At 66.8% G+C, this 13989-nt stretch carries 20 protein-coding genes and 4 tRNA genes; 17 read left to right on the forward strand and 7 right to left on the reverse strand.

Features of this window, described 5'->3' with window-relative positions:
- Nucleotides 1-159: 159 nt before the first annotated feature.
- From ACIA1L_RS08345 to ACIA1L_RS08360, 4 genes are read right to left on the reverse strand one after another with little or no spacing between them, the layout of a single operon-like run.
- A complete protein-coding gene (locus ACIA1L_RS08345) occupies nt 160-936 on the reverse strand; it encodes a phosphotransferase (protein ID WP_396071910.1) in 777 nt (258 codons plus the stop codon).
- 15 nt (nt 937-951) lie between these two features.
- Nucleotides 952-1425, reverse strand: coding sequence for a hypothetical protein (locus tag ACIA1L_RS08350; protein ID WP_396071911.1), 474 nt, complete (start codon nt 1423-1425; stop codon nt 952-954).
- Nucleotides 1422-1727 carry a hypothetical protein gene (locus ACIA1L_RS08355; RefSeq protein WP_396071912.1) on the reverse strand — a complete coding sequence of 102 codons (306 nt, stop codon included), beginning with the start codon at nt 1725-1727 and terminating at the stop codon, nt 1422-1424. The genes ACIA1L_RS08350 and ACIA1L_RS08355 overlap by 4 nt, the downstream gene beginning before the upstream one ends.
- The gene (locus ACIA1L_RS08360; RefSeq protein WP_396071913.1) at nt 1721-1996 is read right to left on the reverse strand and encodes a hypothetical protein; all 276 of its coding nucleotides are present in this window, start codon (nt 1994-1996) and stop codon (nt 1721-1723) included. Before ACIA1L_RS08360 ends, ACIA1L_RS08355 begins: the two co-directional genes overlap by 7 nt.
- 437 nt (nt 1997-2433) lie before the next feature.
- Here ACIA1L_RS08360 and ACIA1L_RS08365 point away from each other — a divergent pair, with 437 nt between their 5' ends.
- Together ACIA1L_RS08365 and ACIA1L_RS08370 are read left to right on the forward strand one after the other, a co-directional pair.
- Nucleotides 2434-3297: a helix-turn-helix transcriptional regulator gene (locus ACIA1L_RS08365; protein ID WP_396072446.1), complete on the forward strand. Its 864-nt coding sequence runs from the start codon at nt 2434-2436 to the stop codon at nt 3295-3297.
- Entirely contained in the window at nt 3297-3521 is a 225-nt protein-coding gene (locus ACIA1L_RS08370) for a DUF397 domain-containing protein (RefSeq protein WP_396071914.1), read from the forward strand. Before ACIA1L_RS08365 ends, ACIA1L_RS08370 begins: the two co-directional genes overlap by 1 nt.
- Nucleotides 3522-3680: 159 nt before the next feature.
- Here ACIA1L_RS08370 and ACIA1L_RS08375 read toward each other — a convergent pair whose 3' ends face one another.
- Nucleotides 3681-3812: a hypothetical protein gene (locus tag ACIA1L_RS08375; protein ID WP_396071916.1), complete on the reverse strand. Its 132-nt coding sequence runs from the start codon at nt 3810-3812 to the stop codon at nt 3681-3683.
- 174 nt (nt 3813-3986) lie between these two features.
- Nucleotides 3987-4067, reverse strand: a tRNA-Tyr gene (locus tag ACIA1L_RS08380).
- Nucleotides 4068-4216: 149 nt separating this feature from the next.
- On the opposite strand from ACIA1L_RS08380, the gene ACIA1L_RS08385 reads away from it, so the two are divergent.
- The 3 genes from ACIA1L_RS08385 to ACIA1L_RS08395 are packed head-to-tail and all read left to right on the forward strand — an operon-like array spanning nt 4217 to nt 5861.
- Entirely contained in the window at nt 4217-4711 is a 495-nt protein-coding gene (locus tag ACIA1L_RS08385) for a YajQ family cyclic di-GMP-binding protein (protein WP_396071918.1), read from the forward strand.
- Between the two features lie 29 nt (nt 4712-4740).
- Nucleotides 4741-5043 carry a hypothetical protein gene (locus ACIA1L_RS08390; RefSeq protein WP_396071919.1) on the forward strand — a complete coding sequence of 101 codons (303 nt, stop codon included), beginning with the start codon at nt 4741-4743 and terminating at the stop codon, nt 5041-5043.
- An 8-nt stretch (nt 5044-5051) separates the two neighbouring features.
- Nucleotides 5052-5861, forward strand: coding sequence for a sulfurtransferase (locus tag ACIA1L_RS08395; protein ID WP_396071920.1), 810 nt, complete (start codon nt 5052-5054; stop codon nt 5859-5861).
- A gap of 1 nt (nt 5862) precedes the next feature.
- Here the strand turns inward: ACIA1L_RS08395 and ACIA1L_RS08400 are convergent, their stop codons facing one another.
- Nucleotides 5863-6252, reverse strand: a complete 390-nt coding sequence (locus ACIA1L_RS08400) for a hypothetical protein (protein ID WP_396071921.1) — start codon at nt 6250-6252, stop codon at nt 5863-5865.
- Nucleotides 6253-6505: 253 nt separating this feature from the next.
- On the opposite strand from ACIA1L_RS08400, the gene ACIA1L_RS08405 reads away from it, so the two are divergent.
- The 12 genes from ACIA1L_RS08405 to ACIA1L_RS08460 form a co-directional block, all read left to right on the forward strand.
- Entirely contained in the window at nt 6506-6658 is a 153-nt protein-coding gene (locus ACIA1L_RS08405) for a hypothetical protein (RefSeq protein ID WP_396071922.1), read from the forward strand.
- Between the two features lie 47 nt (nt 6659-6705).
- Nucleotides 6706-9234, forward strand: coding sequence for a putative bifunctional diguanylate cyclase/phosphodiesterase (locus ACIA1L_RS08410; RefSeq protein ID WP_396071923.1), 2529 nt, complete (start codon nt 6706-6708; stop codon nt 9232-9234).
- Between the two features lie 106 nt (nt 9235-9340).
- Nucleotides 9341-9416, forward strand: a tRNA-Thr gene (locus tag ACIA1L_RS08415).
- A gap of 51 nt (nt 9417-9467) precedes the next feature.
- Nucleotides 9468-9540: transfer RNA gene (locus tag ACIA1L_RS08420), tRNA-Met, on the forward strand.
- A 125-nt stretch (nt 9541-9665) separates the two neighbouring features.
- Nucleotides 9666-9833 (forward strand): 50S ribosomal protein L33, encoded by a 168-nt coding sequence (gene rpmG / locus ACIA1L_RS08425; protein ID WP_071803282.1) that lies wholly within the window; start codon nt 9666-9668, stop codon nt 9831-9833.
- A gap of 134 nt (nt 9834-9967) precedes the next feature.
- Entirely contained in the window at nt 9968-10426 is a 459-nt protein-coding gene (locus ACIA1L_RS08430; RefSeq protein WP_396071924.1) for a MaoC family dehydratase N-terminal domain-containing protein, read from the forward strand.
- On the forward strand, nt 10419-10814 hold the full coding sequence (locus ACIA1L_RS08435; protein WP_396071925.1) for a MaoC/PaaZ C-terminal domain-containing protein: 396 nt from the start codon (nt 10419-10421) through the stop codon (nt 10812-10814). Before ACIA1L_RS08430 ends, ACIA1L_RS08435 begins: the two co-directional genes overlap by 8 nt.
- Nucleotides 10815-10985: 171 nt before the next feature.
- Nucleotides 10986-11058, forward strand: a tRNA-Trp gene (locus ACIA1L_RS08440).
- Between the two features lie 117 nt (nt 11059-11175).
- Entirely contained in the window at nt 11176-11553 is a 378-nt protein-coding gene (gene secE / locus ACIA1L_RS08445) for a preprotein translocase subunit SecE (RefSeq protein WP_396071926.1), read from the forward strand.
- 27 nt (nt 11554-11580) lie between these two features.
- Nucleotides 11581-12354, forward strand: a complete 774-nt coding sequence (nusG, locus tag ACIA1L_RS08450) for a transcription termination/antitermination protein NusG (protein WP_396071927.1) — start codon at nt 11581-11583, stop codon at nt 12352-12354.
- Nucleotides 12355-12431: 77 nt separating this feature from the next.
- Nucleotides 12432-13142 carry a 50S ribosomal protein L1 gene (rplA, locus tag ACIA1L_RS08455; RefSeq protein ID WP_396071928.1) on the forward strand — a complete coding sequence of 237 codons (711 nt, stop codon included), beginning with the start codon at nt 12432-12434 and terminating at the stop codon, nt 13140-13142.
- Nucleotides 13143-13208: 66 nt separating this feature from the next.
- On the forward strand, nt 13209-13989 hold a 781-nt coding region (locus tag ACIA1L_RS08460; RefSeq protein WP_396071929.1), incomplete at its 3' end, for an ATP-binding cassette domain-containing protein.

Genomic DNA, 13989 nt, shown 5'->3' on the forward strand with positions numbered 1-13989 from the left:
CGCCTGAGGAACTAGGGAATCCCAAGCGTTGAACACCGGAAATCTTGTGATGAGAGTTTGTCTCGCTAGCCGAATCCCTCCGAGAGGCTAGTTCGAGAACAGTTAACGCGAGGAATCTCCGAGGGGCTGCCCGGTTTCGGCCGGAACCGGGGCTGAACGCTACCTCTGACGGAATGCCGCCCACTTACGATTCCATTCCGCAAGGTCTTGCACCCATGAAGCGGCGTTGTTGCCTGCCTTGTGGGACCACTTGGCGGCATTCGCGGCTGCGAAGTGGTCCAGGACCGCAGGGCTTGCGGTGCGCCAAGTCGGAGAACCGCTGAGCCAGCGTTCAGCCTGCTCAGCGGTGTGTCCGCTCCCGATGAGCCATTGCGCGAGCATGGCTAGTTCCACCCAGGGCGCCCCCTTGGTGGCGAAGGCCCAGTCAATGAGCCGCAGCCCGTTCGGTGTGATGATCAGGTTGGCGGGATTGAGGTCGGTGTGGATGAGTGTGTTGCCGGCCATCGCTGGATGCGCGAATCCCAGCCTCCCGGCCGGGCTGAACCACGGCGGACCGGGTGGCGCGGGTGTCTCGCCGAGCGCATCCAGAGTTTCCGCGAGCAGGTCGAGATGGGGGCTGCCGGGCGACAGGTCGGCGTGAGGGCCAGGGCAGTGCTCGAAACCCACGACCAGCCACCCCGCCGCCTCGAAAGTCCACTCCACCGCTGGCGCGAACGACCACGTGATGGCCTTGCCAACCAGCAGTTCGTACTGCAGCAACCGGACCTCAAGCTCTGACTTGGCGGCCTTGACGAACACCGTCGCCTCCGCCCCGTCCACCATCGCCGCGATCTCCGCATGGTTGCCGCTCTTCGCGGCGACGACGTGAAAGACGCCGACCCTTTCGGCGATCTCCTCCGTGACGGCTTCGGGCAGATCAGTCCAGTTGATGCGCATCAGTCATACAGCCCTTCAGTTGCCCGGGTTTGGCGGACAGCAGCTCTCCGCCTCGCCGCTCCAGAACTCGAGGTCGACGTCGTAGCCGGTAGCCGCGAGCGCCCGCCGGGTGTACTCGATGGACGTACCGTCCGCCATACCCTCAGTCAGGATCGGAACGTGGTGCACGAACTCACCCGCGATCTGCTGGCAGGCGGCGAGGTACGGCTCAGTGTGCTGAAGGGAGACGTGCCAGGCGACGTCGACTGGCTTGGTCGGCACCACCCGGTACGACCGGCCATCAGGTAGGAGCCGGCCGAAGTCCGGGTCGTGCTTGGAGTCGGCGTGCGCGCGGAGCATGAGCAGCATCTGCCCGATGGCCCGCTCAGCGTAGGTCCGGGTGACCTCCTGCACAGCGGCGAAGTGCTCGGCCAACTTGTCGAAGGTCTTCGGGTCGACGAGGAACTTGGGGTCGCCGGTATGCGCCGGCGCGGTGGTCGTCAGGGTCACGAATCCTCCTCGAATCTATGGATCGCCGGCGCCCGACGCGTCGGTGAAATCCCGCAGTTGCGCTCGGCTCGCCGTTGATCGACTTCGCCGATTCTTCGTATGCCAGCGGCGAGCCGCTTCAGTTCGTCAACGTTCAAGGGATCGTTCGGGATCACGCCGGAGGGCAAGACGCGTGCCACTCCGATCGCCCGCAGTTTGAGCATGGGGTGCAGAGATTCGCCTGGCACTCGGCGGGCAAGCACCGCCCGAGCGTCTTCTTCGCGGTGCATCCCTACATAAGTGGACTCGGCGCTACTCAACATCGCGCACCTTCCCCTGAAGGGTTGCTCCGCGCCCAGCCGACGAAACGGTCGAACAGGTTGTCGACCCGACCCCAGTGGTGATCACTGACGGCCTCGCGCATGGCTCTGTCCAGGTAGGTGCCCAGGTAGACCATCAGGCTCGTCAGGTTCCCCTTGAACTCCTCAAGCAGCTCAACTTTGGCCGGCGCGCAGGGCCAGGGCTGATCACACACGGAGCAGTCGAGGCTCGGCTGAAGCGGGGTGTGCGTCAGTTCCTGCACGGCGGTCACTTCCGACCGCCGTTGACGCGCTGCTCACCCAGCCGAGTGAGGTAGCCCGCGTGCCCAATCTGAGCGGCAACGCTGTAGTTCGGCCATGCCCCCGTCCGGTCATGCACGGCAGCAGATTCCCGGATACGCGCGTTCTTCGCTTCGTCGCAGGGCCAATGCACGCCGCAAGCCGCGCAAACGCCAGTATGCAAGCCGTTCCCACCAGGCACCTGTACGCGGGATGTGCATCGGACCTCCAAGATCGGAAACCTGACGAACGTGTACGAACCGCCGAAGCGGCCATGGATGAACATCACTCTCTTGTGTGCAACAAGCTACGCCACGCTACAAGCGTACGCAACAAGCGTTTCCGTGCACCCGGTTGATTTGATGCACCCGGACATACAATGCGATCGGGTACCTTGCAACTTGCGCCAGGGGTTATACGAGAGGTGACGATGGGAACTGCAAGCGCCAGGAGTCTCGGCTCGGCGTTGCATCAGCTACGCGTCGGCGCAGGCGATGAACGCAGCCCGCAGTGGACCCTCGAAGAGGTTGCAAAAGCCATCGAGGTCCACAAAACGACAGTCAGCCGCGTCGAGCGCGGCACTGTGGCGGTGAACCCCCGGATCGTGGACAAGCTGCTGGACTTCTACGGCGTAGAAGATCGCCTGATGGTGGCTAGCATCCGCCAACTTGCCGAAGCCGGCCGAAGGCGGAAGTGGTGGACCGACTACCGAGACGTCTTGCATCCCAAGTTCCAGCACGTTCTGGGGCTGGAGGCGGAGGCTGTCAGCCTGCACGCGTGGGAGCCGAGCCTCGTCCCGGGCCTGCTGCAGACTGCTGAATATGCGAGGGCGCTCGTCGTGGCGTACCAGCGAGGCCGCGACGCAGCTGGTATCGAGCGGACCGTCAAGGCGCGAATGGAACGCCAGGCGATCTTGCAGCGGGAAGACGCCCCGCTCCTACAGGCCGTGATCGGCGAGGCCGCGCTGCACAGAGTGATCGGCAGTCGCGAGGTCATGTACGCCCAGTTAAGGCAACTCGCCGAAGCCACCGGGCAGCCGAACGTGCAGGTGCAGGTCCTTCCCTTCTCCGCAGGTGCGATCATGTCTGAGGTTGGCGGACTCCAGGTATTGCGCTTCGCAGACAGCGCCGCAGGGGAAGTAGTGTGCGCGGAGGCCCTTACTCGGTCGCTATACGTCGATGACCGGGAAGAGGTTGGGCTGTACCGGGATGCGTGGGAAGACGTACTCGCGCACGCCGCAACGCGCCAGGAGTCGGCGGAGATGATTGAGGCAGCAGCCGAGGAGATGAAGTAATGGACGACAAGGGCTTCGGCCACATCGACTTTGCCGCTCTGGCGTGGCGCAAGGGTGCCCGCTCGGGCGGAGGCGGCGGCAACTGCGTGGAGGTCGCCGACCTGCCTGGCGGCGGCTTCGCTGTTCGGGACTCGAAGAACCCGCTCAGCGCTCCACTCGTGTTCACCGCAGCTGAAAAGGCCGCGTTTGTGGAAGGCGTCAAGAATGAGGGCCTGCTCGGCTGAGCGAACAGGTTCGCAGGCTCCGCCCGGATGACGCTGGGCGGAGCCTCTTCGTGCCCGAACGTGCGAACGACGAAAGCGCCCCGGCTGGCGACGATGCCAGGACCGGGGCGCGTTCACTGTGACCGAGGTAGCGCAGAGCTCGTTATACGCGTACGCCGTTCAGGGTGTTGTCGATGCAGCCGACCCCTCGGCCAGCAGGGTCGAGATGCGGGGTTGGGAGACGCCGCGGTTGGCGGCAATGTGCTTCTCGCGCCAGTCGAGGCCGTAGCGCAGCAAGAGTGCTTGACTCACCCAGCGATGAGGGGCAGAACGGACCGCCTGAACTGCCCGAACGAGGCCCCCTCACGAGACCCAAATAGGACCCGGGGCCCGAGAATCAGCCGGATCGAGCGAGACTGAGTGAGACACACGAAAGAGGCCCCCGACCGGCATCTCTGCTGGTCAGGGGCCTCTTTGTGCACCATGTGGCGGGTAGAGGATTCGAACCTCTGTAGCTTTCGCGACGGATTTACAGTCCGCTCCCATTGGCCGCTCGGGCAACCCGCCTGGGCATCGCTACCGCCATGTTTCGGGGCAGCGGAGAACAGGATAGCCGTACCGGCGGGCGGTTCTGCAACCGGGTACGGTCGGCATGTCGAGGATCCTGCGGGGTCCTCGTCGACATCGATATGTGGCCCAGCAGCAGGAGTCTGATCATGGCAGCCAGTCCGTCGTTTGACATCGTGAGCAAGGTCGACGGCCAGGAGGTGGACAACGCCTTCCATCAGGCGGAGAAGGAGCTGGGGACCCGGTTTGACTTCCGCGGGACCGGCACCACGATCGTCAAGTCGGGGGAGAACGGGGTCACCATCACCTCCGAGACCGAGGAGCGGGCCGTTGCCGCGCTCGAGGTCTACAAGGAGAAGCTTGTCAAGCGGAACATTTCCCTGAAGTCGCTCGATGCGGGTGAGCCGCGGCAGTCCGGGAAGACCCACAAGATCGACTGCAGGGTGATCGAGGGGATCGAGGCGGACAAGGCGAAGGCGATCAGCAAGAAGATCCGGGACGAGGGTCCGAAGGGTGTGCAGGCGCAGATTCAGGGCGACCAGCTCCGCGTGACTGGCAAGAAGCGGGACGATCTGCAGGCCGTGATCGCGCTGCTCAAGCAGGAGGACTTCGGGGTCGCGCTGCAGTTCACCAACTACCGGTAAAGCGTCGGACAGCGCCGCAGACTGGGGTCATGGACCTTGGTATGGCGATGCTCGTCGTGGGCGGCGGTATCGGTCTGCTGCTGGCGATCTTCGGCGCGAAGATGCTGGTGACCGGCCGAGCCCCGGCGGGCACGCTGCGCAACTTTCCGTCCCTGCGCACCGCCGCTTTGTATCACCTGCTGTTCGGGGTGGCGTTGCTGGTGATGGTGGTGGGTCAGGTGATCCCGAACGGGCCGGCCCGGGCGGCGTTGAGCGCCTTCGCGATTGTTCTCGTCGTAGTGGCGCTGTTGCGGTACCGGCCGCGCCGGAGTCGACCTTCCCAGCAGACCTAGGAGCCGTCGTGATCGATCCGGTCGTCGAGCCGCAGTGGGTGCGTGAGCGTGCAGGCCGGGTGGTCCTGGCCGACGTCCGCTGGTATCTGGACGGCCGGTCCGGCCGGGCCGCCTACGAGCAGGGCCATCTGCCGGGTGCGGTCTTCATCGACCTGGATCGGTGGCTGGCCGGGCCCGCCTCGCCGGCCGCGGGCCGGCATCCGCTGCCGGATCCCGAGGTGTTCGCGGAGGGCATGGCCGCTGCGGGCATCGGCGACGACGACACCGTGATCGGGTACGACGACGCGGGCGGCGCGATCGCGGCGCGACTGGTCTGGCTGCTGCGGGTCACCGGTCGGGAGGCCGCGCTGCTGGACGGCGGGCTTTCCGCGTACGGAGGAAAACTCGTGAGCGGATCGGAGAGCCGGACCCGCGCGGTTTTCACTGCCCGGCCGTGGCCGGGTGACCGGCTGGCTGATCTCACCGAGGTGACCAGCGGTGCCGCGGTGTTGTTGGATGCGCGGGACGGGGCGCGGTTCCGCGGCGAGGTGGAGCCGGTCGATCCTCGGGCCGGGCACATCCCGGGGGCGCGCAGTTTGCCGTCTCGGGAAAACATCGGCGGCGCCGGCCGCTTCCTGCCAGTGGCGGAGTTGCGGGAACGGTTTGCTGCCGTCGGGGTGCGGGAGGGCAGCGACGTCGTGTCCTATTGCGGTTCCGGCGTGACCGCCTGCCACAACTTGTTGGCGTTGGAGCATGCGGGGCTGGGCGCGGGCCGGCTGTATCCAGGATCGTGGTCGCAGTACAGCGCGACCGACCGACCCGCGGCGACGGGGGAGTAGTTCAGTCCGGGTTGCCGGCCAGTCCGCGGGCCGCGTCGGCCTCCTCGGGGTCGAGACCCTGGTAGTCGGCTGCCTCGTGCTGGCGGGCCTGGTCCTCAATCCAGCGCTGATGAGCCTCCCAGGCTGCCTGTTTGCTGGTGCCGAGGGCCGCGCCGATCTGGGTCCAGGACGCTCCCGCGCCGCGGGCGGTACGCACCATCGCCGGGCGCCCGTATCCGGCCTTGCGGATCACGACCTCGCTCAGCGCGAGCAGTTCCAGGCTTTCCTGGAGGCTCAGCGGCGTGGGGTCGTCGGAGAGCATCACCAGCGCCTCCCGCAACCTCAACTCGTCGTAGCGCGTTGTGGCGGTGGACAGTGTGTGCCGTTGCTCCAGTTCATCCGGAGTAGTCATTTATGCAGTGTCACGTCAGGACTGCTTGACGTCAAGCTAGCCTGACGTACCTAGGTGAATTAGACTCACTTCTGCCAATATTTCGGGCCCAAAGCCATCAATACTGTCGGGTGGAGTTCCGGGCTCGCCTCGGTCATTCAGCCAATATTTCGGCATCCAGGGCGCTAACCCGCCCGCGGACGCTGTCTGACGTACTCAGGGTGTGGCACCATCATGGAACTTCACCTGAGCGACTTCCGTACGAGGAGCGAATATGTCTAGAAGGAAGCTGAGCCGTTTCGCTGGCTTGGTTTTCGCGCTTGCGGCGCTCGTCGGCGGTGCGGCTGCCGTGACCGTTGAGCCTGAAAGCGCGGCATCGCAGGTTGCACAAGTCAGCGCTGTCTTAATCGACGTCATCTGGACCTGACCGCTTCCGCACTTCTTGCCGGACTGGTCCCATCGATGAGGAGCGCGATGACAGGGCGTCCGGCAGCGCCTAGGCGACCAGCGCAGTACGCGTGGTTCGTTACCGGCTCGCTAGCTTTGTTCGCCCTTGGCGGTATCGCCTGGTTCTGGGTCGAGGATCCGCACTGGTACGGATTCTGGCTCGGCGGACTGATCGCCGCAGCCGGTCTCGTGCTCGCCAATGTCGACGTTTTCAGCGTTGCCATTCGTAAGCAGAACATCGCGGTGGTGCTGACGGAGATCCCCCTCGTCCTCGCCGTCTACTATCTGCCGCCGGTGCTGGTGATTCTGGCGGCGACCTCGGCGACCTTGCTCCGGCAGTTGCGCTCCGGAATCGGGCTGACCAAAGTCGCGTTCAATATTGCCAAGTCGGCCGCGGCGACCTCTGCCGCGTTGTTGGTGGTCGCAGTCATGCCACCGATCGAAGGCGCGGGACCAACAACCTGGGGCATCCTCTTCGCGGCCGCCATGACCAGCGCCCTCGTCGGTCTGCTCGCCCTGGCGGCAGTGGTGACCCTGATCCAGGGCACACAGGCCGGTCAGGAAGCACTCCGGGCCGGACTGCCCACACTCATCACCGCATCCGTCAGCGTGGCTGTCGCCTGTGTCTGTCTCGTCGCCGTAGAGGCGACCCCCTGGGCCACGGCACTGCTTGCCTTCCTGGCCGTCGCGCTTGTTTTCGCCTACCGATACCTCGCCGGATTCCTGCGGCAGCACCGCACGCTCGCCGATGTTCACGAACTGACGCTCGCCATGCAGGAACATGGCAACGACACCTCGCTTCCCGACGTACTTCTCGGCCGAGTGCGAGCACTCATGCGAGCCGAGTACGCCACCATGTGGCTGCCGGCAAGTGGTCGGCATCCGGAGCTGCAGCTGACCGCCAGAGTGGACGACAGGGGCCTGCTCGACATCGCGCCCACGCCAGCGGTCGTCCGCGAACGGGCGATCGGAGGCCAGCATGCCGTCGCGGTCGGGCAGAAACTGAACGATGACGCCGATCTGCGGGGCGCTCTGCGGTCGAGCCGCCTCAAGGACGTCATCGTGGTGCCGCTGCGCTCGGGACAGACCACCGTCGGCTCACTCGAAGTCGTCAACCGGCTCGGCGGCACGATGACCTTCCGCCCCGCCGACGTGCAGGTCCTTCAGACGGTTGCGGCCCACGTCGCGGTCGCGGTCGAGAATTCGCGGCTGGTGGAACGGCTGCGTTTCGACGCGTACCACGATCGGCTCACCTCGCTGCCGAACCGGCGGCGGATGACCGACGCGCTGGCGGAGGCCGTCAAGGTGCGGGCCCCGGGCGAGGTGGTCGCGGTCATCCTCTTCGACGTCGACGGCTTGCGGGACGTCAACGAGTCGATGGGCCACGCGGCCGGGGACAAGCTGCTCGCCGAGGTTGCCGAGCGGCTGCGTGGCATCGCCGGGCCGGGTGCGCTGGTCGGCCGGATCGGTGGCGACGAGTTCGTGGTCACGCTGCGGGTCGAGAGCACTGAGGAGACCGTACGGCTGGCGACCGAGATGCGGGAGCAGTTGCGCGGCTCGATGGTCGTCGGCTCGCTCACGCTCGACGTGGACACGGCCGCCGGGGTGTCCCTGCATCCGGACCATGGCGATGACCCCGATGCCTTGCTACGCCGCGCCGAGGTGGCCGCCAACGCCGCCAAGGCCCTTCCGTACGGCGTGCAGATGTTCCACCCCGCCCTCGAGTCCCGCGCGGCCCGCCGGCTCGGCCTCGCCGCCGACCTGCGCCGCGCCCTGGATGCGGGCGAGCTTGAGGTGCATTTCCAGCCGAAGGTCTCCATCAAGGACCGCCACCTGATCGGGGTCGAGTGTCTGGCCCGTTGGCAGCACCCCGCGCATGGCGAGGTCGCCCCGGACGATTTCGTGGCCGTCGCCGAGCACACCGGGCAGCTGGACCGGCTGACTCAGGTGGTCCTCACCGCGGGCCTGCGGCACTGCCGGGAGTGGTCGGATTCTGGGCGGCCGCTGTCCATAGCGGTCAACCTGTCGGCGCGTACGTTGCTGGATCCGCGTTTTCCCGATCAGGTGCACGAGCTGCTGAAGGAATACCAGGTGCCGCCCGGGCAGGTGACCTTCGAGATCTCCGAGGGGGGCATGCTCGGCGAGATCGAGCGGGCCTTGCCGACCCTCTACCGCCTGCGCGATCTGGGCGTGCGCCTTTCGGTCGACGATTTCGGTACGGGGGCTTCGTCGCTCTCCTACCTGCGGCAGCTCCCGGTGCACGAGGTGAAGATCGACGACAGCTTCGTGCAGGGGATGGCGACCGACTCGGGTGACCTGGCGATTGTGCGCGCGGTCATCGGGCTGTCCCGGGAGTTTGGCCTGACCGTGGTGGCCGAGGGCGTGGAGAGCGAACTGACCCTGGACCTGCTCGCCGAGTTGGGCTGCGAGATCGGCCAGGGGTACTTCTTCAGCCGCCCGCTGCCGGTGGAACGGCTCAACACGTGGCTCAGCGCGCAGACCGAGCCGGAGGAGACGCCGACCGGTGAAGTGCGCCGGTTGCGGGCGGTGGGTTGAAACTCCATGCTCTGAACAGGAGTTTCGCCGCGCCGGGGTACCGATTTCACCTCGGCTCCCGGGCCGTGTAAGCTTCTGTCTGCGCAACAAGCGAGAGATCGCGCGCGCCCCCTTAGCTCAGTCGGCAGAGCGTCTCCATGGTAAGGAGAAGGTCTACGGTTCGATTCCGTAAGGGGGCTCCACCCGGGTTCGTTGATCCGCGCCCCTTGGGCGCGGATTTTCAGTCTGGGCGCGGCGGTGTAGCTCAGATGGCAGAGCAAGCGGCTCATAATCGCTGTGTCGCCGGTTCAAGTCCGGCCACCGCTACTGTCCGGGACTCGTTCCCGGGCACCGTGCGACCCGGGCGAACGTCCGGCGTTTTGCATGTCCGCGTGGCTAGCGTCTACGCTTACATGCCGTATGTGAATCCGTGAGCAGGAAGGCACCCCGCCGTGGCCAAGGCGACCGACGTCCGTCCCAAGATCACCTTGGCGTGTACGGAGTGCAAGGACCGCAACTACATCACCCGTAAGAATCGGCGCAACGACCCGGACCGCATCGAGCTGAAGAAGTTCTGCCCCCGGGACGGCAAGCACACGCTGCACCGCGAGACGCGCTGACCCAAAGCTTTCCCAGACGGCGGCCTCCCCGGCTTCGGGGCGGCCGCCGTTTTGCTGTTTCCAGGCCGCTTCGAAATTTGCGCGGTCAGTGCAGGTTCTTATGCGGGTGCCGGCCGGCAGGGTAGTTTCCCCTCATGCCCCTCGACCCCTCCTTCGTCGGCCGCAGCTGGCCGGCCACCCAGCCCTATCTGGTGGGCCGCGAGAAAATCCGCGAGTTCGCCACCGCCATCGGCGCCACCGACCCGCTGCACCACGACCCCGAGGTGGCCCGGGCCGCCGGCTACCCCGACGTGGTCGCGCCGCCCACCTTCCCCGTCGTGATCACCATGGCTTCCTCGGGCAGCCAGATCCTCACCGACCCCGACCTGGGCCTCGACTACCGCCGGGTCGTGCACGGCGACCAGAAGTTCGCCTACACCCGCCCGGTCGTCGCCGGCGACGCACTGGTCTGCGTCAACTCGGTCGACGAGATCACCAGCCGGGGCGGACACGACTTCATGACCACCCGGACCGAGGTCACCACCGAGGCCGGCGAGCCGGTCGTCACGGTCTGGTCCAAGCTCGTCCAGCGCGGGGAGGAAAACCATGGCTGAGGACCTGCCCACCCAGACCTTCCGCGTCACCCGGGCGGACCTCATCCGGTACGCGGGTGCGTCCGGCGACTTCAACACGATCCACTGGAACGACCGCGTGGCGACCAGCGTGGGCCTGCCCGGCGTCATCGCCCACGGCATGTTCACGATGGCCCTCGCCGGTCGCGCAGTCGCCACCTGGGCCGGCGCCGCGGACGCGGTGGTCGAGTACGGCGTCCGCTTCACCCGCCCGGTCCCGGTTCCCGACACCGATGAGGGCACCGAGGTCGTGGTGAACGGTGTCGTCAAGGAGGTCACCGATGACGGACTCACTCGCATCGACCTCACGGCGACGTGCAACGGCGAGAAGGTCCTCGCCATGGCCAGGGCCGTGATCCGTAAGCGGTAACCCCCTGCTCACGGGGCGTCCCTCGAGTGGCGGTGCGCCCGCCACGCCCGGGCGCCCCGGTGAACCAGGGGGCGGGTTGGGAATCGAGTGCGCTAACCCGTACACTGGTCCGCCGTGGGGTATTCGACCCTGTCTTTCGCATGCAAGCGAAGGATGTGGCCGCCCTCACGTAGGGGTGTAGCTCAATTGGCAGAGCAGCGGTCTCCAAAACCGCAGGCTGCAGGTTCAAGTCCTGTCACCCCTGCGCACCGAACCCGTACGGCCCGGCGGCGGTCCGCCCGGCGCGGGCCGCCGGTACATCCGTGCGCCGCGTAGGGCGCGCTGATGCGACAACCACCGACCGACGACGGAAGAGGGCGAAGTGGCCGAGAGGAAGCGACCCGGTGACGACGCTGCAGGCGACCGCCCCGAGGATGAGGCGTTCGACGACGCAGTCGCCGACGACGAGGCCCGCGACGACGTCGACGAGCCGGTGACCCGGGGCGGCGGAACCGCCGTCCGTGAGCGCACCGAGAACGACGACAAGCCGAAGTCGAAGAAGGATGGCCGGCGCGGCAACCGCATCGGCGGTTTCTTCCGCGAGGTCGTCAGCGAGCTGCGTAAGGTCATCTGGCCGACCCGCAAGGAACTGTTGACCTACACCAGCGTCGTGATCGTCTTCGTGACCGTCGTCACCACGATCGTCGCGCTGCTGGACCTGGGGTTCAGCAAGGCCGTCCTGGCGACGTTCGGCAACTGAAGCTGATAGTTACGGAAGTGAGCAAGCGTGCCTGAGTACGACGACGAGACCGCCCTTTCCGCCGACGAGCAGTCCTCGGTGGCGACCGCGGGCGATGCTGAGTCGGTCGAGGCCGCTGCCGAGCCGACAGCCGGCACTGAGCCGACTACCGCCGACGAGGCGGAGACCGACGCGCCCGAGGTGGCTGAGGCGCCCGAGGTCGACGAGGACTACGACCCCGTCGCCGAGCTGCGCCAGAAGCTGCGCTACGCCCCGGGCGACTGGTACGTGGTGCACTCGTACGCCGGTTACGAGAACAAGGTCAAGACCAACCTCGAGACCCGGATCACGAGCCTTGACATGGAGGACTTCATCTTCCAGGTCGAGGTGCCGACCCGCGAAGAGGTCGAGGTCAAGAACGGCAAGCGCAACCAGGTGCAGGCCAAGGTTTTCCCGGGTTACATCCTGGTCCGGATGGACCTCACGCCCGAGTCCTACTCCTGCGTGCGGAACACCCCCGGCGTGACGGGCTTCGTCGGCGCGACCGACCGGGTCGACCGCCCGGCGCCGTTGTCGCTCGACGAGGTGCTGAAGTGGCTGGCCCCGGCCGTCGAGGCCGAGGAGAAGAAGGTCAAGCCCGAGGTCAAGGTCCTCGACTTCGAGGTCGGCGACTCGGTCACCGTCACCGACGGCGCGTTCGCCTCGCTGCCGGCCTCGATCTCCGAGATCAACGCCGACCAGCAGAAGCTCAAGGTGCTGGTCTCCATCTTCGGCCGGGAGACGCCGGTCGAGCTGAACTTCAACCAGGTCGCCAAGATCTGATTGGGGCAACACCCAGGTAATTCGTGGGAGGGACGCGCATCGGCGCGTCCCGCCATCAACCACAGGAGTACGCGAACATGCAGCGCAGCAAGGCTTACCGCAAGGCCGCCGAGCAGATCGACCTCACCAAGCTCTACGAGCCGCTGTCGGCCGTGAAGCTGGCGAAGGAGTCCAGCCCCACCAAGTTCGACGCCACCGTCGAGGTCGCCATGCGCCTCGGTGTGGACCCGCGTAAGGCGGACCAGATGGTCCGCGGCACGGTCAACCTGCCGCACGGCACCGGTAAGACCGCCCGCGTCATCGTCTTCGCCCAGGGTGCGAAGGCCGAAGAGGCCGTCGCCGCCGGCGCTGACGAGGTCGGCACGGACGAGCTCGTGGCCCGCATCCAGGGCGGCTGGCTGGACTTCGACGCCGCCATCGCCACCCCGGACCAGATGGCCAAGATCGGTCGCATCGCCCGGATCCTCGGCCCCCGTGGCCTCATGCCGAACCCGAAGACGGGCACGGTCACCATGGACGTGACCAAGGCCGTCAACGACATCAAGGGCGGCAAGATCACCTTCCGGGTGGACAAGCACTCGAACCTGCACCTGATCATCGGCAAGGCCTCCTTCTCGGCCGAGCAGCTGGTCGACAACTACGGCGCGGTCCTCGACGAGGTCCTGCGGGCCAAGCCGTCCGCCGCCAAGGGTAAGTACCTCAAGAAGGTCACCGTCAGCACCACCATGGGCCCCGGCGTCCCGGTCGACCCCAACGTGGTCAAGAACCTCCGTGAGGCCCAGGCCTGACGGTCGTCATCCACAGCTGAAGCCCTCGGGGAAACCCCGGGGGCTTTTCTGTGTCACCCTGCTGAGGTGCAATTCCAGCATCTCTGGTTCCGCTATGGCCGCCGCGCCGAATGGGCACTGCGCGAAGTGGATGCCACCATCGCCCCCGGCAGCACAGTGGTCGTCCTCGGCCGCAACGGCGCGGGCAAATCCACGCTGTTGCAGCTCGCCGCAGGCGTTCTGCGCCCGACCCGCGGCGACGTCCACGAGCGCCCCGCCGTCGTCGGGTGGGTCCCCGAACGCTTCCCCACGGACCAGCCCTTCACCACCCACCAATACCTGTCCGGCATGGCGGCGGTCCGTGGCCTGTCGAGCGCCCGCGCCGCTCGCGAGATCAACCGCTGGCTAGAGCGCCTCGGCCTCACCGCGCACCGCCACACCCCACTGTCCGCCCTCTCCAAGGGCACCGCGCAGAAGGTCGGTCTCGTTCAGGCGCTTCTCGTCCCGCCCGGCCTGCTCGTCCTCGACGAGCCCTGGGAAGGCCTCGACGCCCAGGCCCGCAGCCTGGTGCCGGAGCTCGTCGCCGAGGTCACCAACACCGGGGGAGCCGTCCTGGTCAGCGACCACCGCGGCGAAATCGCCACCCTCCCGGACGCAGTCCGCTGGACGGTCGCCGACGCCACTCTCACGACGGACGAGCCTCCAGCGGCCGATCACACCGACGCCGTGGTCGTCGAAGTCGCTGTCCACCGCGCAGCGGCACCCCGGACGATGGCCCAGCTGCGAGCCGACGGTCACCGCATCCTTTCCGTACGCGAGCCGGATTCGCTCATCCGTGCGGCGGAGTTACCCATCCGCGAGTCGGAGT

Source organism: Actinoplanes sp. NPDC051859, from assembly GCF_044452725.1.
Taxonomy (GTDB): domain Bacteria; phylum Actinomycetota; class Actinomycetes; order Mycobacteriales; family Micromonosporaceae; genus Actinoplanes.